Here is a 26,871-nt window from a genome sequence, read left to right on the forward strand (position 1 = left end):
AAAATTAAAGCCAAATCAATGAAACCATTTATAATTATTATTTTGATGCTGAATTCTGTTGCAATAATTGCTCAGCAGAAGACTATCTCCAGAAAAGAGTTGTTGAAAACAGCTATTGATCAGAGTGTTAAATCGGCGGAAATTCAGGAAATAACAATGGTCGCAGGACTGGCAGCTCCCAAACATGTGCATCCATGTCCTGTAGTAGGAATCATAAAGTCTGGTGAGGCTGTTTTTCAGATTGAAGGACAGGAAAGTGTTCTTCTTCGTGAAGGAGATGCTTTCTATGAGCCTAAAAATACTACAATTCTTCATTTTGATAATGCATCAGCAGAAAAACCGCTGATCTTTACAGCAATTTATCTCAAAGAAGGAAATGAAGAAAATATAAAATTCATAAAATAACATTTTTCATAAAACTAAAGCATATAATTATCATTTTTAAAATTGATAAAACTCACTTTGGTGCTTGGTAATTTATATGTAAATTTGTGAGAATTAAGATAGATAATAATAAACAAATTCATAGAATAACATGAGTCAATTCGATGTTACCGTAATAGGTTCTGGTCCTGGTGGTTATGTTGCTGCTATCCGTGCAGCACAATTAGGTTTCAAAACAGCAATTATTGAAAAATATTCAACTTTAGGCGGAACTTGTCTTAACGTTGGATGTATTCCGTCAAAAGCGCTTCTTGACAGCTCTGAACATTTCGAAAATGCAAAACACAATTTTGCAGGTCACGGAATTATCATCAATGAGCCGCAAGCGGATATTGCAAGAATGATCGAACGTAAAAACGAAGTGATCAAGCAGAATACAGATGGAATCAGCTACCTGATGAACAAAAACAAAATTACTGTTTTTGAAGGTGTAGGAAGCTTCGAATCTGCTACTCAGATTAAAGTGACAAAAAACGATGGTTCTTCTGAAACTATCGAATCTAAATATACAATCATTGCAACAGGTTCTAAACCATCTGCATTGCCTTTCATCTCTTTAGACAAAGAAAGAGTGATTACTTCTACAGAAGCTTTAAACCTTAAAGAAATTCCTAAACATTTAGTTGTAATCGGAGGAGGTGTTATCGGTCTGGAACTGGGTTCTGTATACCTAAGATTAGGAGCTCAGGTAACAGTTGTTGAATTTATGGACAAAATCATCCCTGGAATGGATGGGGCTTTAAGCAAAGAATTGACTAAAGTTCTTAAAAAACAAGGTATGAAGTTTATGCTTTCTACTGCGGTTTCTGCGGTTGAAAGAAACGGAGATACTGTAAAGATCACTGCTAAAGATAAAAAAGGAGAAGAAGTAGTAGTAGAAGGAGACTACTGTTTAGTTTCTGTAGGTAGAAAACCATATACAGACGGTCTTGGCCTTGAAAAAGCTGGGGTAGAACTTGACGAAAGAGGAAGAGTAAAAGTAAACGATCACCTGCAAACTAACGTAGCTAATATTTACGCAATCGGTGACGTTATCAAAGGGGCAATGCTTGCTCACAAAGCTGAAGAAGAAGGAGTCTTTGTTGCTGAAACATTGGCAGGACAAAAACCTCATATCAATTATAACCTGATTCCTGGTGTTGTTTATACCTGGCCGGAAGTTGCAGGAGTTGGTAAAACTGAAGAGCAGCTGAAAGAAGAAGGGGTAGCTTATAAAGTAGGATCTTTCCCAATGAGAGCATTAGGTAGAAGCCGTGCAAGTGGTGATGTAGATGGTCTTGTGAAGATTATTGCAGACGAAAAAACAGATGAGGTTTTAGGAATGCACATCATCGGAGCGAGAGCTGCTGACCTTATAGCTGAAGGGGTAATTGCTATGGAATTCCGTGCAAGTGCGGAAGATATTGCAAGAAGTTCTCACGCTCACCCAACATATGCAGAAGCAATTAAAGAAGCTGCATTGGATGCTACAGGGAAAAGACCAATCCATATGTAATAATTGATTAAGAGATTTAATCATTTAAATATTTAAAATTAAAGGCTGTTTCTTTTTTGAGACAGCCTTTTTTATGTGTTTTTTGGCATGAAAATGGAGATTGATTTTTGAAAATGTAATGCATGAAAAAGATTTTTATCAGCGGGATGCTTTTAGTAGGGATGAGCGCTTTTGCTCAGGAAGCAGGAAAAGCAGGTGAGTTATTAAAAAATGAAGCTTCCACCACAGAAATGAAAGCTCCGAAAAGTTTCAATGAAAGAAATAAAGCTTTTGATCAGTCAAGATCCGGAAACAATAATATTCCTCAGGGAAACAGAAATACCCGTCCAAATTATCAATGGAAGAGAAACTACGGCTATGCGGAAGTTTTTCTGAGAATTCCTGAACAAGGCTTTTTTACTATTGAAGTTGGAGACCAGATGATGGCAAATGGTTCCGGAAAATACAGATTTTTTGATCTGTCATCAGGGAGAATGCCAATTTCAATCTACGAAAATGGTTTTCTGATTTACAGAACCACTCTTATGCTTCGTAATAACAGCAGAATAGTATTGGATTTTTTCACTAATGAAGGTTTATATCTTTTGGATTCTTACTCCCGTTCAGGGGCAATATGGCTTCAATGACTGGAATGATGTATGGAACAATCCTTATGGAAATCAGCCGGGAGACGGATATAATCAGGGGAATGTAATGGATGATAATTCTTTCCACCAGTTTTATGATATGATGATGAGGAATGAGAGTTTTGATGACGGTAAAATAACCATGATCAATCAGCAGATGCGAACTACAATGTTTACTTCCGTACAAATAAGAGATCTGGTAAAAGCAATCAGTTTTGATAATAAAAAGCTGGCACTGGCCAAGTCTATGTACCGTAACTGCGTTGATAAAAACAGATATTTTATGGTATATGATGCTTTTGATTTTGAAAGCAGTAAACGTGAACTGATGGATTATATTTCTAATTTATAAAATATACTTCTCGGTTATTTTAAACTCTGAGAAATCTGATATTTAATAGAAACGGGCTTTAGCCCGTTTATTTTTTGCAATCAATCCACTGCCTTTAGCCAAAACATATTTTTTACATTATTTTCAGTTTATCATAAAACTTAGAATGTTTCGGAGCAATATTAAACTGTATCCCAAAAGTTACTCCTTTAAAATATTTTTCTCTGTGAATTGGGAAAGAATAACCTGTATTGAGAAATACTGCATTGAATAATGAGATGCCTATTCTCGGTTCCAATGAATAAGGATTGCCGGATATTCCAATTAAAAATCCAGCACGGAGAAGGTTGACGTTCATCTCTGGAATAAATTTATCTGTATCGTTAACATGGGTGTAAAGTAAAGAAGGGCCTAGGATAATAGAACCATCATAGCTATTTCCGAATCTATATTCTAATCCTGCCTGCAGAACATTTCTTCCGGTATATCGGTAAGAAACATTCAATGCTGTTTTCTCCAGTAGCTGAGCTTTTGAAAAGATAACGGAAAGAAGCAGAGATAGGATGAAATATTTTTTCATGTTTCGTTTTTTATTCAAATGTACAGGTTTTACAAGCTTTATAAAAGGTCAAAAATAGGTCATTAAAAGATTATAATGGGATTGACTAGGTTGGCATCTTCAAATTTCCGTACCTTTGTCAGCTAATTTTATCATCAATGCAACTCGGAAAAACTCAAACTTTAACAATTTCAGAACAAATTAATTCAGGATGGATCCTTGTAGACGAATCCGGAGAAAAAGCTTTTCTGCCTAAAATCTTTATTCAGGATGAAAAAGAAACCGGCGATGAAGTTGAAGTTTTTGTATACCAGGATGACGATAAATTAAAGGCAACTACTGAGATTCCATTGGCTGAAGTAGGTGAATTTGCGGTGATGAGCTGCGTACAAAGTCTTCCTAGTGGAGCTTTTATGGATTGGGGAATCATTAAGGATTTATTTATCCCCTACAAACAGCAGAAAACCAAAATTATCGAAGGTAAAAGATATCTGGTTTATATCTATGTAGATGAAGATATGGAGCTGATTACAGGGACAACAAAGTTCAAGAGAAACCCGCAGTATGATGATCTTCCGTTTCAGAAAGGAGATAAAGTAGATCTGCTTATGATGAACGAAAGTGAACTGGGCTGGAACGTGGTTATTAATAAACAATACATAGGTTTGATATATGCTTCCGATGTTTTCAAAAAACTGTATCCGCTGTCTGAAGAAAAAGGATATATTAAAATGATTCGTGAAGACGGGAAAATAGACGTTTCCTTACAGCCGGATGGTTTTGAAAATATCGATGAGTTCAAACAGAAGATTCTTAACAGCCTGGAAGAAAACTACGGACTTTTGTATGTATCCGATAAATCTTCTCCTGAAGAGATCAAGGATGTGCTTCAGATGAGTAAGAAAAATTTCAAGAAAGCAATTGGAGGACTTTATAAAGATAAGATTATCGATATTTTAGATGATAAGATCAAATTATTATAAAATGAAAACGAGCAGAAATTTCTGCTCGTTTTTTTGTTATTCCTATTCTTGATTGAAGTAGCCCACGTAAATTTTATGTCAGAAGAATTCTCTAATAACCTTTTTAGAGAATATGATTTCCTGTTTTAAACATTTTCTTATTTCAAATTTCAATTCATGAACATGATGAATGTCATAACAATTATGTTTAATTTTTTTGTTTAACAATTTTGTCAAAAATAAATTTTAATATAAATTTGCACAAATTTGTTTAACAAAAATGTCAAATCAAGCAAAAAAAGACCAAACACAGGAATTGATCAAGGAGACAGCGAAGAATTTGTTCTTTGTGAAAGGAAAATTTGATGCTACTACGCAGGAGATTGCCGATGAAGCAGGAGTGAACAGAACTCTTATTAATTACTATTTCCGTTCAAGGGATAAGCTTATCCAGATCATCTTTGATGAGGCTCAAAGAGTAGAACAGGAAAAATCGAAAATTATTCAGAATTCTGCCCTACCTTTTAAAGAGAAGATCAGTCAATTCATAGAAAGCAGCCTTTCTACAAGCCTTCAGTATCCGTATCTGGAAACGTATATCGTATCGCAGATCAATAAAGGAACCTGCCACCACAGAGAAATTGAGGAAGATATCCTGAATGAAATGTATAGTGACATCGAAAAAGAAATGGAATTGGGAAATATAGAAAAAATGGCTCCGGTTCAGTTTATTCTGAATATGGTTGCGCTGTTGGTATTCCCAAGTGCCATAAGACCGTTATTTATGGAAAATTTATTAATTAATGATGAAGAATATGATAAGATCATTTCCGAACGAAAAGAGATTATTATCAATATGTTGTTCAAAAACTAAAAAAAACTAAAGTATTTCTGAAAATGATTCGTCATTTAGAAATAAATAATGACTGAAGATTAAATAAAAAATAAACGAAGTATAAAATTATGAATAGAAAACGTATAACTGCTACAAAGCTAAAAATTGGGATAGCTTCAGCATTTATGATTTTCGGCTCTACATTGATGTCTGCCCAGCAGCAGGTTTCCCTGCAGGAAGCAATAAAACAGGCACTTCAAAATAAGGCAGAAGCTAAAAAAGCTGCTTTACAGGTCAAAAAAGCCGAATATAAGATTGATGAAGCCAGAGCCGGTGCTTTACCACAGGTCACTGCAACGGCGGGTTTAACCTATAACCCAATTATCCAGGAATCTTTACTGGAATTTGGAGGAGAGAAAATCAGAGCTCAGTTTGGGCAGCCTTGGGGTTCAACAGCTTCTGTACAACTTCAGCAGGCAATTTTTGATCAAAGAGTATTTACAGGGCTTAAAGCTGCAAAATCAACAAGAGAGTTTTATGTACTGAATGCTCAGTTAACCAATGAACAGATTATTGAGAATGTAGCTACAGCTTATTATCAGGTGTTCGTACAGGAGGAAAATCTTAAAACGGTAACTGCCAGCTATGCCAACACTGAAAAAGTAAGAAATGTTATTAAAAGTTTGGTTGATAATGGTTTGGCAAAAGCAATCGATTTAGACAGAACAAACGTACAGCTTACGAATATTGGTTCCAATAAACAGACTTTAATCAACTCTGTTGAGCTTTCGAAAAATGCGCTGAAGTTTTATATGGGAATCCCTATTGCTACAGACATAGAGCTTGAAGAAAAAGAGATCCTGCCAAAACCTGAGCTGATTGCAAGCAACGTAAATCTTAATGATCGTACAGAGATCAAAGTTTTAAATAAAAACAGGGAACTTTTGGTTTTCAATAAAAAAGCAACCGAAGCATACCTTTATCCATCAGTAAATCTTACTGCGAACTACGGATGGGGAGCAAACGGAGCAAAATTCCCCTTGACAAATGGTCTTAGTAAAGGAGTTCTTTGGAGCGATTATTCAGCAATTGGTTTGAATGTAAATATTCCTATTTTCACAGGAGGAGCTACAAAAGCGAAGATCAATCAGGCAGAAATAGATATTCAGGATCTTGATGTAGATATTGAAAACACTCAGTTGAGCTTAAGTTTAGATTATAAAAATGCAGTTACCAATATGGAAAATGCATTGATTAATATCGAAAGCATGAAAGATAATGTAGGATTGGCAGAAAGAGTACAGAAAAATACTCAATCTAACTACCAGAACGGTTTGGCAACCCTTACGGAAGTGCTGGATTCTGAAAATGCTTTAACTTCAGCAAAACAGAACTATTCTAATGCATTGCTGGATTACAAACAGGCAGAGATCAAGCTGATAAAAGCTAAGGGTGAACTAAACACACTACAAAACTTATAATAAACTAAAATGAAAAAAACTTTAATATATATCATCGTAGCAGCTGTACTTATAGGTTTAGCCGCATATAAGATTGCCGGGAACAAAGAAAAGCAGAATAAGGAAGTAAAAGAAGTTGCCAAGCAGGTAGATAAAATCAACGTTAATATTGTAACCGTTACAAGAGAAAATATTGATACAGACTACTCAGCCAACGGAACTTTCATTCCTAAACAGGAAATGAACCAGTCTTCTGAAATCTCAGGACGTATCGTAAATGTTTTGGTTAAAGAAGGTTCAAGAGTTAGTGCAGGTCAGGTGTTAGCAACGATCAAAAGAGATGCTATCGAAGTGGATGTTACTCAGGCACAGAATAACCTTCAGAATGCTATTATAGATAACCAACGTTATGAAAATGCATACAAGACAGGTGGTGTTACAAAGCAACAGCTTGATAATTCAAGATTACAGCTGAAAAATATGCAGGCAGCAGTTAAAGCACAAAGCGTAAAAGTAAACGATACAAGCATCCGTGCAGGAATTAGCGGTACGATCAATAAAAAAATGGTAGAACCGGGGACTGTAGTTTCTATAGGGACTTCCATGTTTGAAATTGTTAATATCAACAGTCTTAAACTTTCTGTATTGGTAGACGAAAGCCAGGTTGGAAGAATTGCATTGGGTCAGGAAGTTCCAATTAATGTTAACGTTTTACCAGAAGACTCTTTCAGCGGTAGAATTACATTCATTGCTCCTAAGAGTGATGCTACTTTAAATTTCCCGGTTGAAATTGAGGTTCAGAACAGAGGTAATCTAAAAGCAGGGATGTATGCAACTGCTACATTCAAAACCAATCACGGTGCTGAAACCCAAAATATGTTGACTGTTCCTGCAGAAGCTTTTGTAAATGGAGTAAGCTCAGGTCAGTTATTCATTGTAAACAATGGTACAGCTAAATTAATTAAAGTTCAGACCGGAAAAGTATATGGCGATAAAGTTCAGATCTTAAGCGGATTGAATGGAGGTGAGCAGGTGGTTACCAGCGGACAGATTAACCTTGATAATGGTTCGAAAATCAATATCGTAAAGTAAGCAGAAGATGAAGTTAGCAGAAATATCCATTAAAAGGCCATCGCTGGTTATCGTATTATTTACGATACTTACGCTGGGTGGTTTATTAAGTTACTCCATGATGGGGTATGAGTTGATTCCAAAGTTTGAAACCAATATGGTAACCATTTCTACGGTATATCCGGGAGCTTCACCTTCTGAGGTGGAAACTTCGGTAACCCGAAAAATTGAAGATGCCGTTGGTTCTTTGGAAAACGTGAAAAAAGTAGAATCTTCATCTTACGAAAGTTTATCGGTTATTATGGTTCAGCTGAATACCGGTGCCGATGTAAACTATGCTTTGAATGATGCACAGAGAAAAGTAAATGCTATTTTGGCAGATCTTCCCGACGATGCAGATCCTCCTTCTTTGCAAAAATTTTCATTGGATGATCTCCCGATCATGACTTTGAGTATTTCCAGTAATAAACTGAATAATAAAGATCTTTATGATCTTTTAGATAAAAAAATCGAACCTATTTTTTCCCGTGTAAACGGTGTAGCTCAGGTAGACCTTGTAGGTGGACAGGAAAGAGAAATTCAGGTAAGCTTAGATGAGAAGAAAATGCAAGGATACGGTCTTGCGATCGCGGATGTACAGCAGGCAATTCTTTCTTCCAATCTGGATTTCCCAACAGGAGCTTTGAAAACAAGGACTTCAAGATCTACGATCAGACTTTCTGGAAAGTATAAAAATGTTGCTGAAATGAATAATCTTGTTGTTTCCAATAAAAATGGAGCTCAGGTGCGTTTATCTGATATTGCAACCGTTTTCGATACACAGAAAGATGTGGAGAAAGTGGCAAGATATAACCAGAGTTCAACGATTTTACTTCAGGTTAAAAAACAATCTGACGCCAATGCGGTTTCAGTTTCAGAATTAATTAAGAAAACAATCGCTGATGTTCAGACCAATTATAAAACTCAGGCAATTAAGATCAATATTGTAGATGATACAACAGACTTTACACTTGAAGCTGCAGACCATGTAATTTTCGATTTATTCTTAGCGATTATTCTGGTAGCAGTAGTAATGTTGTTGTTCCTTCATAACATCAGAAATGCATTTATCGTAATGGTTTCTATTCCGATGTCATTGATTGCAACGGTAATTGGAATGTATCTGATGGGATATACCTTAAACTTAATGAGTTTACTTGGACTTTCATTAGTTGTTGGTATTCTTGTGGATGATGCGATTGTAGTTTTAGAGAACGTTTATCGTCACATGGAGATGGGAAAAAGCAGAATTCGTGCGGCATACGATGGTGCTTCAGAAATTGGATTTACCGTAACGGCAATTACATTGGTAATCGTGGTGGTATTCTTACCGATTGCGATGAGTTCAGGATTGGTTGCTGATATCCTGGCGCAGTTCTGCGTTACCGTAGTTATTGCGACAATGTTCTCATTATTGGCGTCATTTACGATTATTCCTTGGCTATCTTCAAGATATGGTAAATTGGTGCACCTTTCAGGTAAAAATCCTTTTGAGAAGTTTATTCTCTGGTTCGAAAAACAATTGGAAAAATTCACACACTGGATCACAGGAATTCTGGAATGGTGTCTGAAAACAACATTAAGAAGAGTAATGACGGTTATTATAACATTTATTATTTTGATCTCTTCATTTATGTTGGTTGCATTTGGTTTCATCGGAGGTGAATTCTTCCCTAAAATGGATAGAGGGCAATTCCTTGTTCAGATGGAATTACCAAAAGATGCTTCTGTAGAAAAAACCAATCAGGTTACTCTTGCCGTTGAAAAATATCTGAGAGAAGACAAAGATGTTGTAGATATGATCACCACAGTTGGTCAGCAGTCATCAGGTTTTGGTGGAGCACAGGCTACTTTGTACCAGTCAGAGATTCAGGTGATTTTGGTAGATAAATCTGAGCGTAATGAAAGCACAGATATCAAGTCTGCAAGAATTAAGAGAGCCTTAGAAGAAAAATTCACAGGAGTTGAATTTAAAACGGCACCAATCGGATTAATGGGAGCAGATAATGCACCAATTGAAATGGTAGTGACTGCTCAGGATAATGAAACCGCAAATAAAGAAGCTAACAGAATTCTTGAGTTACTTAAAAAAGTTCCCGGTTCTGTAGATGCAGAATTATCAACTGATGCCGGAAGTCCTGAAGTACAGGTGAATATCGACAGAGATAAAATGGCTTCTTTAGGCTTAAACCTTTCGAGTGTAGGACAAACAATGCAGACTGCATTTAACGGAAATACGGACGGAAAATTCAGAGCCGGAGAATATGAATATGATATTAATATCCGTTTTGGTGATGCAAACAGAAAGTCTATTGAAGATGTAAGAAATCTTATGTTTACCAATCCTAAAGGAGAACAGATAAGATTGAGTCAGTTTGCGGAAGTGAAAATGGGATCAGGACCAAGTTTGTTGGAGCGTAGAGATAAAGCCCCTTCTGTGAAGGTAAAATCTAAAGTAGTAGGTCGTCCTGTAGGAGATGTTGCCAATGAGTGGGCTGCTAAATTTATGGATAACGAAAAGACCAAACCGGCAGGAGTAAGCTACATCTGGAGTGGTGATATGGAAAATCAGACCGAAGGTTTCGGTACTTTAGGGATTGCATTGATGGCTGCTATAGTATTGGTTTATTTGGTAATGGTTTCATTATATGACTCATTTGTATATCCGTTTGTGGTATTATTCTCTATTCCTCTGGCATTGATCGGAGTAATGGTAATTCTTGCCATCACCGGAAATTCATTAAATATATTTACGATGCTGGGGATGATTATGTTGATTGGTTTGGTTGCGAAGAATGCAATTATGATTGTCGACTTTGCGAATATGAGAAAAGAAGCTGGTGCAAGTACGCATGATGCTTTGATTCAGGCCAATCATGCACGTCTTCGTCCAATCCTTATGACCACTATTGCGATGATCTTCGGTATGATCCCGATTGCAATTGCGAAAGGAGCCGGAGCAGAAATGAACAATGGATTAGCTTGGGTAATTATCGGTGGTTTGACATCGTCATTATTCCTGACTCTAATTATTGTACCAGTAGTATATTCATTATTTGACTCTATCTTAAGAAGAATGGGCAAACATGAAAAAGTGGATTACGAAACTGAAATGAAAGCCGATTATGTACATAGAGAGCTAAGCGAAGACGGATTCACTTCGAAACATGTAGATAAATAAATATTAAGCCTTTAATTAACCGAAAGCGCCTCAGATTTCCTGAGGCGCTTTTTTGATGCTGATTAAAGATTGTTTTGGCTAAAGCCGTCGGATGATGTTTGTTCATCTAAATGGGCTAAAGCCCATTTCTATTGATGATTAATTATATAATAAAAATATTTTGCCTCCGTTAATCACGCAGTAAGAAGATGTTCAATAGGAGCGGGCTAAAGCCCGCTTAACTGTATAGGACCTAATATTGGCTTTAGCCCAAACATAATATCCGGTTTTTGACAACAAAAAAGCTTCCAGTATGCACTGAAAGCTCTTCTATATTGTAATGTAGAAAAAATTAATCTGCCATAGCCTCTCCGGACTTTCTATAGATAAAGTTTCCATAGATGTGTCTTCTTGCAAAACGGCTTGGTGAATCAGCGTTGACCATTTTGATATACGTATTTCTTGGAACTCCCATATACTCATACATATTTCCGTTCAGATGCTGAACCATTAAAATTGACTTCTCAAGATAGAAATCCTGGATGTTGGATTTTGTAATGGTTTCAGTATATTCTTCTTTGTATTTTTCCTGTGTTTCAGAATTAATACTTACCAAAAAGTGATACGCCTCAATCACAGACTTGCTTTTTTCTTCTGCTTCTATTTTTCCGGCTTCATCATTAATGAATTTATCAGGATGTGTATCTTTCATCACATTTCTGTAAATAGTCTTTAATTCTTTTAAAGTAACATTTTTATCTACTCCAAGAAGTGTTCTGTGTTCACCAATTTTTTTCATATCTCTAAACCTTATTTTCGGGGTGCAAAATTAAGAAATTAAATCCATAAAATCATAACTTATTCATTATTAATTTATTTGGGTTATTTTAAGATGGGTGAAATGGACTCGATATAAGCTTATAGAATATGTATAATCAACTTTTACAGCTAATTAAACTCCGAGTACAGGTTTTTATTTAACTTAAAATAAATAAACCCGTTCTTAAAATCAATCACAGTATTGAATCTTTTTAAAAACTGATTTCCAAAAAAACCGGCCATTTTTTCTGTAGAATCTATTCCCTCTGTAGAGCCGGAAAGGGTAATCGGGAGGTTATAAAGATATTTCTGGGCGAATTTTACAGCTGGGGAGAGAACAACAGGCATTTCATATACAGAGCCATCAGAACCTCTTGCTGTAGCCTTGCCGATGGTTTTCATAGCTTTTACCAACGTATTCTTTTTTGCGAAAGGAGAAGCTATTGTAAGTACATCATCCGCTCCGCTGTCGAGGCCAAAGAATCCTGAATATTCCTTACCATCCACTATCATACTGCTTTCTACTGTCGGATAGTTGTCAATCATGTGCAGTTTTACTTTCTCATATCCTATTAAATCAATAGATCGGTCATTTTCTTCATAAAAACGGATTTCATTTTTATGATAATCAATTTCAATGATTTTTCCTTTCATCAGGTCTGTTCCGAAAACTCCGTCAAAATCTGCAGAACCATAAGGAATAAGAGCAAACTGTATATCGTTTTTCTGAATGCTTCCAAACTGCACTGTATTATGGCTGCTGTAATCAACCATATTTACTCCGTTTGAGCCCTTGTTTTCAGACTTTCCATCAATGTTAAGCGGTACTTTTTTCTTTGCATTGATATTGATGACAGAACCATTGGCACCTGTATCAAACAGGAACTTTATACTGTCGGTTGTATTGACTTTGCAGTAGAGATAAACAGAATTGTTTTCCAGAGAAAAGGGTAGGATAACAGGTTTATTTTGAGCTGATGTTACAGAAAATAACAAGGTCAGAATAATAGTAATGAGTTTCATGGAATTAGTTTTATATAAACGAAAATAATTGTAATTGTTGCTTCCACAAAGAAATAACCATCTATTAACCCTGCTTTAACCGTTTCTTAACCGTTCTTTATAAAATAACTGCAAATAAAAAACAGTACCCAATCTGAGTACTGTTTTTATATTTTTAATCATTAAATTTTTTGATTTTTGAATCAATATTATGGTTCATCACAAGTTCTCTTCAGCTTCGTAAAGATCTTGTCAAAATCCTTGTAAGAAGTTACCTCATCCTCACGTTTCTGTCTGAAACTGCTGTTGGCACAATTGTGAAAGCCAAGGCCGATAAGATCTATCAGCGCATAATCTTCTTTCTGTGGATCATTCATTTTGACATCAAATCTCGCCATTACACTTTTCGGATCAGCATTATTTTTACTTTTAAGCTCAGTGTAGTTTTTCCATGCGATAAACATCTTTTCTCGGTCCGGAGAGGATATTGCATCAATCTGTTCTCTGCAGGTGTTGTAATATTTACTGTTTTTAAGTGTGGAAGGATCAGAATAAGCCAGGATTTCTTCTTTATTCAGTTGGTATTCATTTTCAAAAGAATCAATGGTTTCCTCCATTAATTTTTTCCATCTTGGAAGATCAATGACTTTAAGGCTGTACAATTCCTTTTTCTTTTCTTCATATTGCTTCTCCAGTTCCTGTAAATAAACTTCTCTGTTTTGGCGGATTTCTTCAAGCTGGGAAAGTTTAAAAACAGGTCGGGTATCAAATACAACCCCATTGAACTGATACAAAAGCTTATTGACTCCGTCTATTTCTTCTTTTTTATATTTAGCCGAATCAAAATACCCCTTATTATCACAATTAAAAGTCTGATAGCTGTAAGGTGTGAGATTGTTTGCTTTTGCAGGAGTTTTTTGCCCCCAAATAGTAATGGATAAGGCCAAAGCAAGCCCGATCATCATTTTTTTCATGTACATAACCTGTTGAAAGAATCCGAATTTTCTGAATTTCAGTGCAAAATTAACGCTTTAAATTCAAAATATAAAGAATTAAATAGATTTTCTCAATAGAATTCTCATATTTATAAAGATTTTGTACCTGCATTTTGTTTTTTCCAAAACGACGAGAATAAAACGCTTAAAAATAGTCAGAAAAAAACCAAACAGATTGTCTTTTGCTTAGTAATAGTTACTTACTTCAATAAGATTCTGATCAGGATCGCGAAAGTAAACCGATTTGATTTTTCCTACAGCTCCGGTTCTGTCTACAATTCCTTCAATGATTTCTACATTTTTCTTTCTGAGCTCTTCCATTACATGATGAATGTCTCTGTTTGTGCAATAAAACAAAGATCTGCGGAACCGCTGGTAGGACGTTCTGCTTTAGGCTCAAATTCATGTCCCTTCTGATGCAGATTGATCTTTTGATTTCCGAAGGTCAAGGCTTTTCTGTTATCTCCGAAAATGACGACTTCAAATCCCATAATATTCGTATAGAATTCAATAGTTTTATCAATATCTGCAACCGTTAAGACAAGGTGGTCAAGATTCTTTATTTCCATAATTTGCTTTTAAGTGTCAACTCTGATCAAAATTAAAGTTATTTGTAAACCTGTTGTTACTATTATTCATTGTTTTTTTAGATTTAAAATAATAGATTTACACCAATTAACACAAAACCATGATCTATTATTTTTTTCTTCTTTTTATTATTGCCGTTTTTGGAGGAATCGCTTATCTCATAATGCGTTTTTTCAATAAATGGACCCGAAATAATAAGTATGAAGTACTTTTCAACACCTTAATATTTATCGGATCTTTTTTTCTGGTATCATTTGTTGGTATCTATATTTTCCTTTCTAGTCTGGATTTTTCCCGTTAACAAACAATTTTTTTTGAGAATTACATAAGCAATAGTCAGGTTGATCAAAAGGGCAGCCCAGACATTCAGTCCATAAAAAAGTTCATAATCATGCTGCGTTTCATTATACAACAAATGCTTAACGATTCTGAAAGTAATGGCTGTTGTAGTCACCGCATAGCTTAGAATCATATAAGTTCTATGTCTGTTGATATTTCCTTTTTTAATAAAAAGTACAGCAGCAATGGTGAAATATGCCCAAAGAGCATCCTGAATCAGAAATCCTGTAATTCCGATAAGGCCGCCATTTGAAAAAAGTCCCAGTACAAAACATGCCGGAACATTGATGATCAGAATATTGTAAACATATATTTTCCCAATGATCTTATGAAGGTCTCTGTTTTCTACTAAAAACCGATTTGAAAACTGTGTAAGACCTGCCAGAAGGCAAAGCGTAATAGAAAAAATATGAATATAGAAAAAAGCCATCCAATACGGATTGCCGACTACCTGCTGCTTAAAAGCCAAAAACCCGATGTTTTTATCAAAAGAAGTATACTGGGAAATTGTTTTCAGCATTAGAATACTGAAAATTAATACTGCAAAGACAGCGGTTACTTTAATGATTTTTATTCCCAATACTTTCATATTCATGATTATTGTATCAATTCTAGTAGATTGGAACTTAATCTTCCAAAACGTCTGTGATCTGTTAAATATATATCTTACTCATCATTGATGATCGATCAATTATCAATGATATCCTGATTCTACATGATTCCTTTGATTCGTAAATGCTGCAAAAGCATAATGGTCTTCGCATCTTTGATTTCTCCTGTATCAATCATTTTCAGAGTTTCTTCAAAAGAAAGTTCCAGAACTTCTATATTTTCGCCTTCCTCTTCCAATCCACCGCCGTCTGTAATTTTCATTTCATTTGAATATTCAGCGATAAAGAAATGAAGGATTTCCGTAACAGATCCGGGAGACATATAAGCTTCAAATATCTTTTCAACTTTGGAAATTTTATACCCGGTTTCTTCTTCAGTTTCCCTTTTTATACAGTCTTCCGGATTATCATTATCCAAAAGTCCTGCACAGGCTTCAATAAGCATTCCTGTCACATTTCCGTTGATATAAGTTGGCAGCCGGAATTGCCTGGTTAGAATAACCGTGTTTAAAAGTTGGTTGTAAAGGAGAATAACAGCTCCGTTTCCACGGTCGTAAGCTTCTCTGCTCTGAGTTTCTGTGGTTCCATCCTTTTTCAAAACAGAATAGGTGACTTTGTTCAGTGTATACCAGTTGTCTGAAAGGATTTCTGTCTGAAGGATGTTGATATCAGGATTTTGCATAAGGAATATCTTCTAGGTTATAATAAATGGTAAGACCTCTTTCTTTGGCTATTCTTACATCTTCATCAGCTCCCTTTGATGCACCTTCTATACGCAGCACTGCATCACATTTTTCAAGTAGGGCATGAGCTACGGGATATTGTATTTCCTGCCATGCTTCATCACCTATTTGGGTAGAGCCGGCAAGGTTGATCAATGGCAATGCAACCCATTCTCCGATAATAGGGATGTGCCCTTTTCTGAAAATAGGAAGAGCAACAGATTCAAGATTGTGAAGATTCTGCTGAATAAGCTGCGGATCATCGTTCGTTCCGCTGCGGTAAGGGCCTGCAATAAGTATAAACATAATTTTTTTTGAGTAAAATAACAGAACTTTCAGTATAAAAAAAATAATATAGCTTAAGAGAAGCTGTTTTTTTGTTTGGATTTTATAAGGCTTAAAAATTCAGGAGTGATCCCTAAATAAGAAGCAATTTGTTTTTGCCTGATCCGTTTTACCGCTTCAGGATATTTTTGTAAAAAGTTATAATAGCGTTCTTCTGCCGGCAAAGAAAGATTTTCAATCGTTCGGAGCTGTTCTCTGATGTAAGCGTTTTGCATCATGATACGGAAAAACCGTTCAAATTTCGGGATCTTGTGATAAAGGTCATCCAGATGATCTTTTTGAAGTTGCAAAACAGAGCTGTCTTCCAATGCTTCAATATTCAGCATGGCAGGCTTCTGATTGATGAAACAATACATATCAGTGATCCACCAGTCAGAAACCGCGAACATAATCGTAGATTCTTTTCCTGTAATATCCATATGAAAAGCCCTCAAAATTCCTGTCTGAACAAAATTGATCTCTTTACAGGCTTGTTGCTGTTGTAAAATCAATTCTTTCTTAGCAACTTTTTTTTCTTTTAATAGGGAGAGAAAATAAGATTTCTCCTGATTGGTAAGTGAAATATGCCTGGAAATATTTTTTAGGATTAAAAGTTCTTCCCCCATTCTGTTATTGCTTCTTTAATAGATCTTCTAAAGCCTCATTCAGATCCGGAAACTTAAAGTGAAAGCCTGCATCCTGAAGTTTCTGTGAAGAAGCTCTGGAGCCTTCCAGTATAGCCGTAGCCAGCTCTCCAAAGATTAACTTCAAGACAAATCCCGGAACATTAGGCATGAATAAAGGTTTTCCAAGTACTTTGGCAATCTTTTTTGTGAGATCTTTGTTAGTAATATGTTGCGGAGAAACAGCATTATAAGCTCCGTCCATTGCTGGATTTTTTAAAGCAAGCTCATAAACAGAACAGATGTCTTCAACATGAATCCATGGCATATATTGCCTGCCGCTTCCTAAAGGTGATCCAATATAATATTGAATAGGAGGAATCATTTTCTTTAAAGCTCCGTCTTTTTCGGACAGTACAACAGCAGTTCGTATTTTCACCACTCTTTCTGCCAGATTCTGTTCTTTGAAATCGTCTGCAGCTCTTTCCCATAAAACTACAACTTCACTTAAAAAATCATTCCCGGGAGGATCACTTTCAGTATAAATCTTTTCTGAAGTTTCAGTACCATAAAAATTAATTCCTGAAGCTGAAATAAAAGATTTAAGTTTTATTTTATTTTCTCTTAAAGCATTTCGAAGTAATTCGGCTGAATCAACACGGCTTGAGATCAATTCTCTTTTTCTTTCTGGTGTCCAGCGCTTTTCTGAAATATTGGCACCGGCAAGATGAATAATATGAGAAACATTCTCCAGAGCAGCTTTATCTATATTTCCTTTTCTGATATCCCATTCATATTCATGATCATGTTCTTTTTTTCGGGTCAGAAACCTGATTTCGTATTCCTTACCTATCTTTTTGGCCAGTTCTTTGGCGATCATGCCACTGGCTCCGGTGATCAGAACAACTTCTTTCATAATACTTTTATTTAAGGTGTGCGGGTTATGCCTGATTCTTTACAATCAGTACAAAATCATCTTCCAGAAGTTTATAGCCGTAATCATAAATAAACTTGTATTCAGAACCGTTTTTATAAACTTTCAGGTTGGTGAAGTAATCAAAATCAAAACCTAAGCCATCCAGCCTGGATCTGGCTACTTTTGTTTTACCATCAATATTAATTTCCATCAGTATGCGGTAGTTTTTGCGGAGTTTGTTGTTCACATTCCGCATCAGGTTACTAGAATCCTTATTTTGCTTATTGTTATAGGCGTTCCGGCAGGCATCGTTGCAAAACTTTTTATCAGACCTTCCGATGATTTTCTCGCCACATTCCAGACAATTCATCTTCTTATTTTTTTATTTTGTGGGGGTGTGCATGTCTTTTTCGTAACAGTCTTATGAATCTGCTGTGGGTAGGATAACTTCTGTTAGGAGTAATATTATTAAAAAACAAAGCTACCAGCAGCAGAATGATACACCCCGAAAGAACAGGGGAGATGACATACCAATATCCCAATTCCGGAATTTTCCCGGTAGAACTTACAGCAATCAGAGCTGTAGCACCTCCTGGTGGATGTAGGGTTTTGGTATACTGCATTAATACAATAGAAAAAGCTACTGCCAAAGGAGCCGAAAGCCAGATAATATCCGGAACAAACTGATAGACTGTAACACCTACCAATGCAGACAGCACATGTCCGCCTACAAGATTTCTGGGTTGTGCCAGCGGGCTCTGTATTGCTCCATAAATAAGAACACTTGAAGCCCCAAAAGAACCAATCAGGAATATATTCTCAGTTTCCGCTAACGAATGAGACTGGATAAATGCGATGATCCCAATTCCGAAAAAAGCACCCAAGAATGACCAGATATGCTCTTTGTAATCAACAAGCGTTTCTTTATAGATCACATATTTGGAAACTCTGAATGTTCTTTTTATACTGTTCTTCATTTACTCTTCTTTATTTATAATTTGAATTAAATTTTCTATAAATGACCGTGTATACGTTCCGTTGTCATCATAATCAGGATCTAAAATAGTAATCTCTATTCCAAAACACAACGGACTTTCAAATAATGGTTCCAGCATTTCTCTGAGATCATTATAGCTGATTCCGTCTTCCATTCTGCTGTCTACAGCCGGCATTATCTCATCTTTCAGAATATCCACATCAAAATGAATGAAAAAGCCGTCAAGATCTTTATCATCCACCATTTTCAGAAAGTTTTCAGCGGTTTTTTTGAAGCCATTCTCCCTGAGACGGTAAAGATCATAATAATGAATATTGGAATTGACGATTTGATTAACATATTCATCATCATCTGTTTCTGCATTTCCGCAACAGAAAACATTTTCCTCAGATAAATAGGGCTTTAAACCATCAATATTCGTCAGTTTCTCATGTCCGGTTCCGGTAATAATAGCGAGATCCATTCCTGCTGCACCTCCTGTTTCTGAAAGTTCCGGCGGAATAAAATCTGTGTGGCCGTCAAGGTAAAAGAGTCCGAAATTTCCCAGTTTTTTCAAAGCAACAGCATTTCCAATCAGAATGCTGCAGTCACCACCCAGAATAATATTGAATTTATTTTCTTCGTAATTCTTAAGAATATATTCAGCCTGCTTTTTGGCGTATTCAATAATGAGATCTGCATTTCTGACATTAGATTCCTCATCAAAATCCATGGAATATTCCGGAGCATCAAGTCTGAAAACTTTTTTAGGAGCAATTCTACGATGAAAATCAAATTTCCTGAGCCAATCCGGAAGTTTTCGAACCCCGGGTTCTGTCTCATGTTCCTTTTTTGTAAGTCCCAAATTGAGAGGAAACTCAAAAATATTGATATTCCTTTTCATAGATGAATTTTCACAAAGATACGGAATTATCCGTTTGTAAATGGATAACCGTGAGACAGACAGTTATTTTACTAAAACAAACTTTTTCTTAGAATCAAATGGTTAATTAACTATGAAATACAATAAATATTGCTCCGGATAGCTGAAAAAGCTGAACTATTAAGTAAATCTCTGTTCGTTATAACAATATGCTTAATAAAATCAGTTAATTTATTCTTGAAATTGAATTCTAAGATCATATTTTATAATTCTCTTTCCTTTGAAAAAAGCAGTATTTATCAATGTTTTAAATTAAATTTTCAATCATAAAGTTTTATTGTTATGTATAACTATCTTGTTTTCAGTAAATAAATTGAATTTTTATTTCACTTAATTGTGTTTTTTTGTAAATTTGATATCAATATTCAAAAAAGCAAACCATGAAAAAATCCAATTTATTGATGAGTATTTTATGCTCTTCTTTCTCAATTGCATAGGTAGGGATCAATACAACTTCCCCGCAAGGTGTTCTAGACGTTACCTCAGCAAATTCAGCTGTTGTATTAACCAGAAATGCCAACCCTCCGGCCAATGTAACCACACCCACAGCAGGAATGATTATCTATGATTCCACGAATAAGACCTTAAGGTATTATAATGGAACCCAATGGAGTACAGTAATTTCTTCGCAAACCTTAACAACCGCTAATGAAGGAGTTGTTAAGCTCAATAGCGGGGCAGGAGTGAAACCCTCATTTGCATTCAAATCTTCAGGAGGGGTTCCTTTAATGACTTATCAAAATATTGTTTACCAAACTCCGATGAATATTGTGACAGACTTTGCTGCACCTCCTACCACCACATGGCCGGAAAATATTATCAGTCCGGTGCCCGGGGATATATATGATCCGGCGACAGGAAGGTTTCTGGAAAATCCTATTGCCGGACAGGTACACATGTGGCGGGTTATTGTAAGTTATTCCAATAAGAACAATGGTTCTGTAGCCTTTGTGACGGTAAATCTTTCAAACCCTGTTCCTCCGTCTACATTCTCTATAGATCAAACCGCTGTGGCTCCTAATGGGGTAACATCAGGAGATCTTGTTTTTTACCTTGTGAGTGTTGCCGATCCTTTATCTATAGGCAGCGGATATCTTATTAAAATAAAATCTGATACTTCATTGGATGCTACTATTAATAGTATAACAAGGATTTCCCAAGCAAAAGATTAATCTCATTATTAAAGCTTATTTTCAAACTTGACAGAGGTCACACAAGAACAAACTTATCAGGTTTGTTCTTGTTTTGATGATAATGAATAAACGACTTGTTTAAGACAATACCAATTAAAAAATGTTACTATGAAAAAACAACCTGTTAAGCCGGAATTTACTTTGAAAATGTTTGAAGTACTTAGCCGGATGTGGCTTGTAGGCTGTGTAAAAACGGCAGCGGAACTTAATATTGCAGACCAGCTGGCATATGGCCCCAAAACAATCTCTGCATTGGCAGCAGAAACTCACTCCAACGAAAAAAAACTGTACCGGATTATGAGAGCCCTGAGCAGTGAAGGTATTTTTGAGGAACTGGAAAGTAAAACTTTTGCATTGAATGATTTCGGAGCAGCTTTGCAAACAAGTGTTCCCGGGACCGTAAAAGACTTTATTATAGCCAATGTAGGAGAACATTTTCCCGGTTTTGCAGACCTTATTTATGCCGTCCAGAAAGGTAAAGTTCCTTTTGAACACGTTCATGGGATGAATATCTGGCAATATTACAAGGAACATCCGGAACTGGGAGCAAATTTCGGAAGAGGAATGACTGGTTTGTCCGGAATGGTTCTGAATGGTATTGTAGAAAACTATGATTTTACACCCTATAAAACCATAATAGATATAGGTGGAGGTAATGGTGCAATGATGTATGCAATGTTGAATGCATCACCAGAAAGTTCCGGGATTATCTTTGATGAAGCCCATGTTACTGAAAAAACATTGCAGCTTATTCCTGAAAATTTAAAAACCCGTTGTACCGTTGCTACAGGAAGTTTTTTTGAAAAAGTTCCTTCAGGTGCAGACCTGTATACAATGAAATGGATTATCCATGACTGGAATGATGATGAATGCATACAGATTCTAAAAGTCTGTTACAATGCAATGCCAAAAGGAGCCAAATTATTGATTGTAGACGCCGTTATTCCTGATAACAGCAGAAATGAACCCCATATCTCAAAGTTGTTTGATATCGTAATGATGGCATGTCTTACCGGAAGAGAAAGAACATTGAAGGAATTTAAAGATCTTTTGGAAAGATCAGGATTGAGGTTCAGCAGACTTGTTCAAATCGGGACGGAAGTTAAAAGTATTGTAGAATGTGAAAAACCATAAATTTCATTTCTAAGTTTAGATGATTAAGTGAAGGTACTCAATAGTTTTGTTGAGTACCTTTTTTTATTTTTTCAGTTTTTAAAGAAAGCCAAAATGGAAATTTTTCCATTCTTATAATCTATATTTTTTTTCTTATAAAGTTGTGATGAAGAAATTATATTTTACTCACATTACATAAGACTATATTTTTTTAATGTATATGTGTTTAAATGTTTGTTTTATAGATATTTAACATAAAAAAATAATTCACGATCAATTTGATTTATTATATATTTTTGATACTTAATAACTAATCATTAAAAAAAACAATTATGAAAAAAACATTATTAGTAGGCGCACTATTTATTACTAGTATAGTTAGCGCGTTCCCTTTTAGGACATCTTGTGGTACTGTTGTAAACGTAACTCAAACAGAAGGATATACAATGGAGCAAATAACAAACTTTTTACAATTTGTTAATTATAATGAATGTGGTACTAAGCCCAAGGGAATAACTATTTATATTCATTAATTAATTCTAATTCAAAACTTAAAGCAAAGCATTATTTATGCTTTGCTTGTATTATTTTAAACTATGAAAATTTACTACAGTCTATTTTTCTTTTTCTTTATAATCATTATTAAATCTCAAGGAGGGTTTGGTGTTGTATATGAAGCTGATTACAAATTAGTTTATAAAAATCAAACCAAAAATGCTATTATTCAGGATGCTGCGTTTGCTCTTTTGATAAACGAGAAAGAATCTTACTATAAAAACATAAATCAATATGTTGGAGACTCACTGCGTCTAGAAAAAAAGCTTCATGAAAACAGTCCGATTGATGAACAAATGAAATATACTTCTGACTTTCCGGAAAATATAGGTACAACAACAGGAAAAATTTATGTAACTTTTAAAACATCTAATGATTATTTTAAATATGAAGAAACAAATAATATCAATTGGCAACTTATAAATGAATTTAAAACAATTGGAAAGTATAAATGCCAAAAAGCTATAACAAAAAAATATGGTAGAACCTGGATTGCATATTTTACAAAAGAAATCCCCTTTCCTTTTGGGCCATACAAGTTTAGTAAATTACCAGGACTGATTTTAGAAGTGTTTGATGACAAAGATGATTATCATTTTACGATGTATAATTTCAGAAAAAGGAAATATTATTGTAGTTCTGCTAATTTACATTCCAATGCTAAAGCAGTGAAGAAAGAAAAAATATTTGACTATCAACGAAAAGAATTAACTGATCCCACTCTTTATAACAAATTCATTGAAGATCCTGAAGAGCGTCGTTCTCTTCTTAAAAAAGCAGGAAATAGAGCAAAAAATTACAATCCAATAGAATTAAGAATATACTAAAAAAACATCTCTAAAAGATGTTTTTTTTATTAAAAGAATTTATTTTGATCTTTCAAATTTTGTTTGATGCTTTCTACTTTTTTAGTCTTTCGATTTCCTCTTTAAGCAACCCAATATATTCCTGCATCGTTTTAATAATTTCTATGCTTAATTCATTGCTTATGTTAGTAGTGTTATTATTACCAATATTTGCTAGAGAGCTATCATTAAATATTGGATTCTCAACAACGAATTTCACTTCCTCTTCTTCATAAATTTCTTCAACAGGAACTTCTAAAAATTTGGCAAGTTTGGACCATTCTGTCTGTGTTATAGATACAGCACCACTTTCTTTTCTGCTATAGTTGGAAACCTCAGTTGGGATCACGTCAGCCATTTGTTGCTGGGTGAAGCCTTTCATCTTTCTTACTGTACGGAGTTTTTCTTTTTGCATATCAGACATTTTTACAAATTTGCAAAAAAAAATTAAATTAACTAGAAAAAAAATCCTTGGCAATACATCTATTTTCTATGTTTTTTTGAAGGAGAAAAATATTTTAGGATATAGTTTTCTATCGTTTAATTTTTACTTTAAAAGTGATGATTATTGTTTTTTAAGCTTGGTAAATATTGCTTTTACAGAATTCTATTTATTGTAATATCCGTTTTCAAACGACTACAAACGGATTTAAATAGTTTATAACCGACTGTGATATCGGAACATCGCAATCTTTGCAACAGAGATTTGAGAAAAACAGTGAACGTCTCTTATCTGAATTATTAATCTTTAAAATCTAAAAGTTATGTCACTAAGAAACAAAGTAACATTAATTGGTTACACAGGAAAAGAAGTTGAAATGGTAAACTTTGATAATGGAAATCTAAAAGCAAGCGTATCCTTAGCAACAAGTGACCATTATACGAATGCCAAAGGAGAAAAAGTAGAAGAAACACAATGGCACAATCTTATTGCCTTTGGGAAAACAGCAGAAATTTTTGAGAAGTATGTTTCCAAGGGAAAAGAAATTGCTATAGAAGGAAAGCTTACCTACAGATCATATGATGATAAAGATGGGGTGAAGCGGTACGTCACAGAAATTCGTGTAGATGAGATCCTGTTATTAGGAGGAAAATAATTATAAAAACACAAATGATGAAAGTAAAAGTTTTTAAAATAAGACTTCCGGAAGAATTTCTTTATAAAGATCAGAAAATGCTGGATGATTTTCTGGAAGCCTATGAGATTATGAAAGTAGAAACAGCTTTTGTAAGTGAAGAACGGTATTGGTCTGTAATATTGTATTTTGAAGATCTGAAACTGACAAAAAATACAGTTAAAGAACCAAAAGCAATTAAATATTCTGCAGAGAATGATTTCTTGAATACAGATGAAGAAAAAATATTGGATGCTCTGAAACTCTGGAGATCAGAAAAAGCAAGAGAACAGAATCTTCCCACTTATTTCATCGCCAGCAATAAAGAGCTGATATCTGTAGCCAAGTATAAGCCTGCCAGAAAAGAAGAATTGCTGGAGATCAAAGGGTTTGGAAAGCATAAGATTGAAAATTATGGTGAAGAGATCCTAGAGATTCTTGAAAGCGTGTGATTTTTCAGAATAATTGATTACACAACAGCAAAAAGCTGGGGAAGATTGTTTCTTCAGCTTTAATGCTGTGTAAAGTCCATGCAATTCCGTACTTTTGCATTTATCAAAATGACATACAAAAAATGAAGCCAAGTTTAGCAAAAGGGACGAGAGATTTTACGGCACAGGAAGTTTCCAGAAGAAAATATATCATCAATATTTTACAGAATAATTTTGAATTATTCGGATTTCAGCCATTGGAAACTCCAAGTTTTGAAAATCTTTCTACACTGACAGGGAAATACGGAGAAGAAGGAGACCGTTTGATTTTTAAGATTTTAGAATCTGGAGAATATATGAATTCTTTGAAAGAAAGCTGGTTAAAAAAAAGTACATTAGAAGGACAGATTGATAGATTAATAGATTCTATTGAACATTTTTCTAATAACAATGATCGTTTTGATTTTCTTAAATACAGAGATTTGCTTGGAATTACATTTAACAATGAGTTTTCTAGTATTATAGAAAAATTTGATCTAAATAATGAAATAAAAGAATATAGTGAATATTTAATTCAAAATAATAATAATAAAAATGTATTCCTAGAAGGTTCATTAAGACATAAAATTGAAAATTTATATTTCCAAAATCTCATAAAAGAAATTAATTCAAAACAATTAACAAAAGAAATTTCAGACAAAGCTCTTCGTTATGACCTTACCGTACCTTTTGCAAGATTTGTAGCTATGAATCATGGGAAAATGACATTTCCATATAAACGTTATCAGATTCAGCCGGTTTGGAGAGCAGATAAGCCTCAGAAAGGAAGATACAGAGAGTTTTATCAATGTGATGCGGATGTGGTAGGAAGCGAAAGCTTATTGCAGGAAGTAGAGCTGGTTCAGCTGTATTTAAAATCTTTTGCAGACCTGAAAGTTCCTGTTACCATTCATATGAACAACAGAAAGATCCTTTCCGGATTGGCAGAATATGCAGGAATTACAGATAAATTGATTGACTTCACTGTAGCATTAGATAAACTGGATAAGATCGGTAAAGAAGGCGTTGTAAAAGAATTATTGGAAAGAGAAATTTCTCAGGAATCTATTGATAAACTGGATTTCCTCTTCAGCCAGTCTGACGATGCATTGGAAAACCTTCTTCAACTAAAGGAAAAATTTGCAGGAAATGAAATCGGCTTGAAAGGTGTAGAAGAACTTGAATATGTCCTTACACAGTCTCTGAGCCTTGGTGTTGATATGCAAAATCTTGTATTCAATATTACCCTGGCAAGAGGACTGGATTATTATACAGGTGCTATCTTTGAAGTGAAAGCAGATGAGGTTGCTATGGGATCCATCGGCGGAGGCGGTAGATATGATAACCTTACAGAGGTTTTTGGCGTTAAAAATATTCCGGGAATAGGAATTTCATTCGGATTAGACAGAATCTATCTGGTAATGGAAGAATTGAATCTTTTCCCTGAAGAAGCATCATCCAAAATTGAATATTTGTTTGCTAATTCTGGAGGAGAAGAAACAATAGAAGCTTTAAAACTGATTATGCAGCTAAGAGCAAAAGGAATTTCAGCAGAATTATATCCTGAAAATGCAAAGATCAATAAGCAGTTTACTTACGCAGAAAAGAAAGGCATAAAGAACGTTGTTTTCCTGGGTGAAGAAGAAATTAAAAATAATACAGTTACCTATAAAGATCTTGAAGCTGGTGAAAAGAAAACCGTTTCTCTTGAAGAATTCTTAGGATAATAGTATTGAAAAA

At 34.9% G+C, this 26,871-nt stretch carries 31 protein-coding genes; 16 read left to right on the top strand and 15 right to left on the bottom strand.

The annotated features are described in order from the left end of the window. Positions 1–18 precede the first annotated feature (18 nt). From ACLMCG_RS00155 to ACLMCG_RS00170, 4 genes are all read left to right on the top strand, one after another. Positions 19–405 carry a cupin domain-containing protein gene (locus ACLMCG_RS00155; RefSeq protein WP_413958336.1) on the top strand — a complete coding sequence of 129 codons (387 nt, stop codon included), beginning with the start codon at positions 19–21 and terminating at the stop codon, positions 403–405. A 130-nt stretch (positions 406–535) separates the two neighbouring features. Beyond that, the gene (gene lpdA / locus ACLMCG_RS00160; protein WP_047374277.1) at positions 536–1,939 is read left to right on the top strand and encodes a dihydrolipoyl dehydrogenase; all 1,404 of its coding nucleotides are present in this window, start codon (positions 536–538) and stop codon (positions 1,937–1,939) included. 122 nt (positions 1,940–2,061) lie between these two features. After that, complete coding sequence (locus ACLMCG_RS00165) at positions 2,062–2,565, top strand: hypothetical protein (RefSeq protein WP_413958337.1); 504 nt, start codon at positions 2,062–2,064, stop codon at positions 2,563–2,565. Next, positions 2,507–2,917: a DUF4476 domain-containing protein gene (locus tag ACLMCG_RS00170; RefSeq protein WP_413958338.1), complete on the top strand. Its 411-nt coding sequence runs from the start codon at positions 2,507–2,509 to the stop codon at positions 2,915–2,917. Before ACLMCG_RS00165 ends, ACLMCG_RS00170 begins: the two co-directional genes overlap by 59 nt. Before the next feature lie 112 nt (positions 2,918–3,029). Here ACLMCG_RS00170 and ACLMCG_RS00175 read toward each other — a convergent pair whose 3' ends face one another. After that, positions 3,030–3,476 carry a hypothetical protein gene (locus ACLMCG_RS00175; protein ID WP_413958339.1) on the bottom strand — a complete coding sequence of 149 codons (447 nt, stop codon included), beginning with the start codon at positions 3,474–3,476 and terminating at the stop codon, positions 3,030–3,032. Positions 3,477–3,613: 137 nt separating this feature from the next. On the opposite strand from ACLMCG_RS00175, the gene ACLMCG_RS00180 reads away from it, so the two are divergent. The 5 genes from ACLMCG_RS00180 to ACLMCG_RS00200 all read left to right on the top strand — a co-directional run bounded on the left by ACLMCG_RS00180 (position 3,614) and on the right by ACLMCG_RS00200 (position 11,003). Beyond that, a complete protein-coding gene (locus ACLMCG_RS00180; RefSeq protein ID WP_223600871.1) occupies positions 3,614–4,438 on the top strand; it encodes a S1 RNA-binding domain-containing protein in 825 nt (274 codons plus the stop codon). 259 nt (positions 4,439–4,697) lie between these two features. Next, entirely contained in the window at positions 4,698–5,291 is a 594-nt protein-coding gene (locus tag ACLMCG_RS00185; RefSeq protein WP_223600870.1) for a TetR/AcrR family transcriptional regulator, read from the top strand. A gap of 89 nt (positions 5,292–5,380) precedes the next feature. After that, entirely contained in the window at positions 5,381–6,733 is a 1,353-nt protein-coding gene (locus ACLMCG_RS00190; RefSeq protein WP_223600869.1) for a TolC family protein, read from the top strand. A gap of 9 nt (positions 6,734–6,742) precedes the next feature. After that, on the top strand, positions 6,743–7,804 hold the full coding sequence (locus tag ACLMCG_RS00195; protein ID WP_223600868.1) for an efflux RND transporter periplasmic adaptor subunit: 1,062 nt from the start codon (positions 6,743–6,745) through the stop codon (positions 7,802–7,804). A gap of 7 nt (positions 7,805–7,811) precedes the next feature. Next, positions 7,812–11,003, top strand: coding sequence for an efflux RND transporter permease subunit (locus tag ACLMCG_RS00200; protein ID WP_223600867.1), 3,192 nt, complete (start codon positions 7,812–7,814; stop codon positions 11,001–11,003). Between the two features lie 331 nt (positions 11,004–11,334). Here the strand turns inward: ACLMCG_RS00200 and ACLMCG_RS00205 are convergent, their stop codons facing one another. The 13 genes from ACLMCG_RS00205 to ACLMCG_RS00265 form a co-directional block, all read right to left on the bottom strand. Then, complete coding sequence (locus ACLMCG_RS00205; RefSeq protein ID WP_223600866.1) at positions 11,335–11,781, bottom strand: KTSC domain-containing protein; 447 nt, start codon at positions 11,779–11,781, stop codon at positions 11,335–11,337. A gap of 149 nt (positions 11,782–11,930) precedes the next feature. Then, entirely contained in the window at positions 11,931–12,824 is an 894-nt protein-coding gene (locus tag ACLMCG_RS00210; protein WP_413958340.1) for a retropepsin-like aspartic protease, read from the bottom strand. A gap of 188 nt (positions 12,825–13,012) precedes the next feature. Then, a complete protein-coding gene (locus tag ACLMCG_RS00215) occupies positions 13,013–13,777 on the bottom strand; it encodes a hypothetical protein (RefSeq protein ID WP_223600864.1) in 765 nt (254 codons plus the stop codon). A 207-nt stretch (positions 13,778–13,984) separates the two neighbouring features. Beyond that, positions 13,985–14,119 carry a hypothetical protein gene (locus ACLMCG_RS00220; RefSeq protein ID WP_413958341.1) on the bottom strand — a complete coding sequence of 45 codons (135 nt, stop codon included), beginning with the start codon at positions 14,117–14,119 and terminating at the stop codon, positions 13,985–13,987. Continuing rightward, on the bottom strand, positions 14,119–14,367 hold the full coding sequence (locus tag ACLMCG_RS00225) for a VOC family protein (protein ID WP_413958342.1): 249 nt from the start codon (positions 14,365–14,367) through the stop codon (positions 14,119–14,121). The genes ACLMCG_RS00220 and ACLMCG_RS00225 overlap by 1 nt, the downstream gene beginning before the upstream one ends. Positions 14,368–14,636: 269 nt before the next feature. Further along, on the bottom strand, positions 14,637–15,320 hold the full coding sequence (locus ACLMCG_RS00230; protein WP_413958343.1) for a DUF2306 domain-containing protein: 684 nt from the start codon (positions 15,318–15,320) through the stop codon (positions 14,637–14,639). 116 nt (positions 15,321–15,436) lie between these two features. After that, positions 15,437–16,018 (bottom strand): GDP-mannose pyrophosphatase NudK, encoded by a 582-nt coding sequence (nudK, locus tag ACLMCG_RS00235; RefSeq protein WP_413958344.1) that lies wholly within the window; start codon positions 16,016–16,018, stop codon positions 15,437–15,439. Then, positions 16,005–16,364: a DUF4406 domain-containing protein gene (locus ACLMCG_RS00240; protein WP_413958345.1), complete on the bottom strand. Its 360-nt coding sequence runs from the start codon at positions 16,362–16,364 to the stop codon at positions 16,005–16,007. Before ACLMCG_RS00240 ends, nudK begins: the two co-directional genes overlap by 14 nt. 53 nt (positions 16,365–16,417) lie before the next feature. Beyond that, positions 16,418–17,008, bottom strand: a complete 591-nt coding sequence (locus tag ACLMCG_RS00245) for a Crp/Fnr family transcriptional regulator (RefSeq protein ID WP_413958346.1) — start codon at positions 17,006–17,008, stop codon at positions 16,418–16,420. A gap of 4 nt (positions 17,009–17,012) precedes the next feature. Next, on the bottom strand, positions 17,013–17,921 hold the full coding sequence (locus ACLMCG_RS00250) for a TIGR01777 family oxidoreductase (RefSeq protein ID WP_413958347.1): 909 nt from the start codon (positions 17,919–17,921) through the stop codon (positions 17,013–17,015). A gap of 25 nt (positions 17,922–17,946) precedes the next feature. After that, entirely contained in the window at positions 17,947–18,291 is a 345-nt protein-coding gene (locus ACLMCG_RS00255) for a hypothetical protein (protein WP_413958348.1), read from the bottom strand. A 4-nt stretch (positions 18,292–18,295) separates the two neighbouring features. Then, entirely contained in the window at positions 18,296–18,898 is a 603-nt protein-coding gene (locus tag ACLMCG_RS00260) for an HPP family protein (RefSeq protein WP_413958349.1), read from the bottom strand. After that, positions 18,899–19,801: an arginase family protein gene (locus ACLMCG_RS00265; protein ID WP_413958350.1), complete on the bottom strand. Its 903-nt coding sequence runs from the start codon at positions 19,799–19,801 to the stop codon at positions 18,899–18,901. It lies immediately after the preceding gene. 593 nt (positions 19,802–20,394) lie between these two features. Here ACLMCG_RS00265 and ACLMCG_RS00270 point away from each other — a divergent pair. From ACLMCG_RS00270 to ACLMCG_RS00285, 4 genes are all read left to right on the top strand, one after another. Next, complete coding sequence (locus ACLMCG_RS00270) at positions 20,395–21,012, top strand: hypothetical protein (protein WP_413958351.1); 618 nt, start codon at positions 20,395–20,397, stop codon at positions 21,010–21,012. Positions 21,013–21,141: 129 nt separating this feature from the next. Beyond that, complete coding sequence (locus ACLMCG_RS00275) at positions 21,142–22,167, top strand: methyltransferase (protein WP_413958352.1); 1,026 nt, start codon at positions 21,142–21,144, stop codon at positions 22,165–22,167. A 311-nt stretch (positions 22,168–22,478) separates the two neighbouring features. Next, a complete protein-coding gene (locus ACLMCG_RS00280; RefSeq protein ID WP_413958353.1) occupies positions 22,479–22,679 on the top strand; it encodes a hypothetical protein in 201 nt (66 codons plus the stop codon). A gap of 63 nt (positions 22,680–22,742) precedes the next feature. Next, entirely contained in the window at positions 22,743–23,528 is a 786-nt protein-coding gene (locus ACLMCG_RS00285; protein WP_413958354.1) for a GLPGLI family protein, read from the top strand. Between the two features lie 73 nt (positions 23,529–23,601). Here ACLMCG_RS00285 and ACLMCG_RS00290 read toward each other — a convergent pair whose 3' ends face one another. Continuing rightward, positions 23,602–23,961, bottom strand: coding sequence for a helix-turn-helix domain-containing protein (locus ACLMCG_RS00290; RefSeq protein WP_413958355.1), 360 nt, complete (start codon positions 23,959–23,961; stop codon positions 23,602–23,604). Positions 23,962–24,310: 349 nt separating this feature from the next. On the opposite strand from ACLMCG_RS00290, the gene ACLMCG_RS00295 reads away from it, so the two are divergent. The 3 genes from ACLMCG_RS00295 (at position 24,311) to hisS (ending at position 26,858) form a co-directional block, all read left to right on the top strand. Continuing rightward, positions 24,311–24,643, top strand: coding sequence for a single-stranded DNA-binding protein (locus tag ACLMCG_RS00295; protein WP_413958356.1), 333 nt, complete (start codon positions 24,311–24,313; stop codon positions 24,641–24,643). A gap of 17 nt (positions 24,644–24,660) precedes the next feature. Then, complete coding sequence (locus ACLMCG_RS00300; protein ID WP_414136850.1) at positions 24,661–25,113, top strand: HRDC domain-containing protein; 453 nt, start codon at positions 24,661–24,663, stop codon at positions 25,111–25,113. Positions 25,114–25,235: 122 nt separating this feature from the next. Further along, positions 25,236–26,858, top strand: coding sequence for a histidine--tRNA ligase (gene hisS, locus ACLMCG_RS00305; protein WP_413958358.1), 1,623 nt, complete (start codon positions 25,236–25,238; stop codon positions 26,856–26,858). The last annotated feature ends 13 nt before the right edge of the window (positions 26,859–26,871 follow it).

It is taken from the genome of Chryseobacterium sp. S90 (assembly GCF_047444895.1).
Taxonomy (GTDB): Bacteria; Bacteroidota; Bacteroidia; order Flavobacteriales; family Weeksellaceae; genus Chryseobacterium.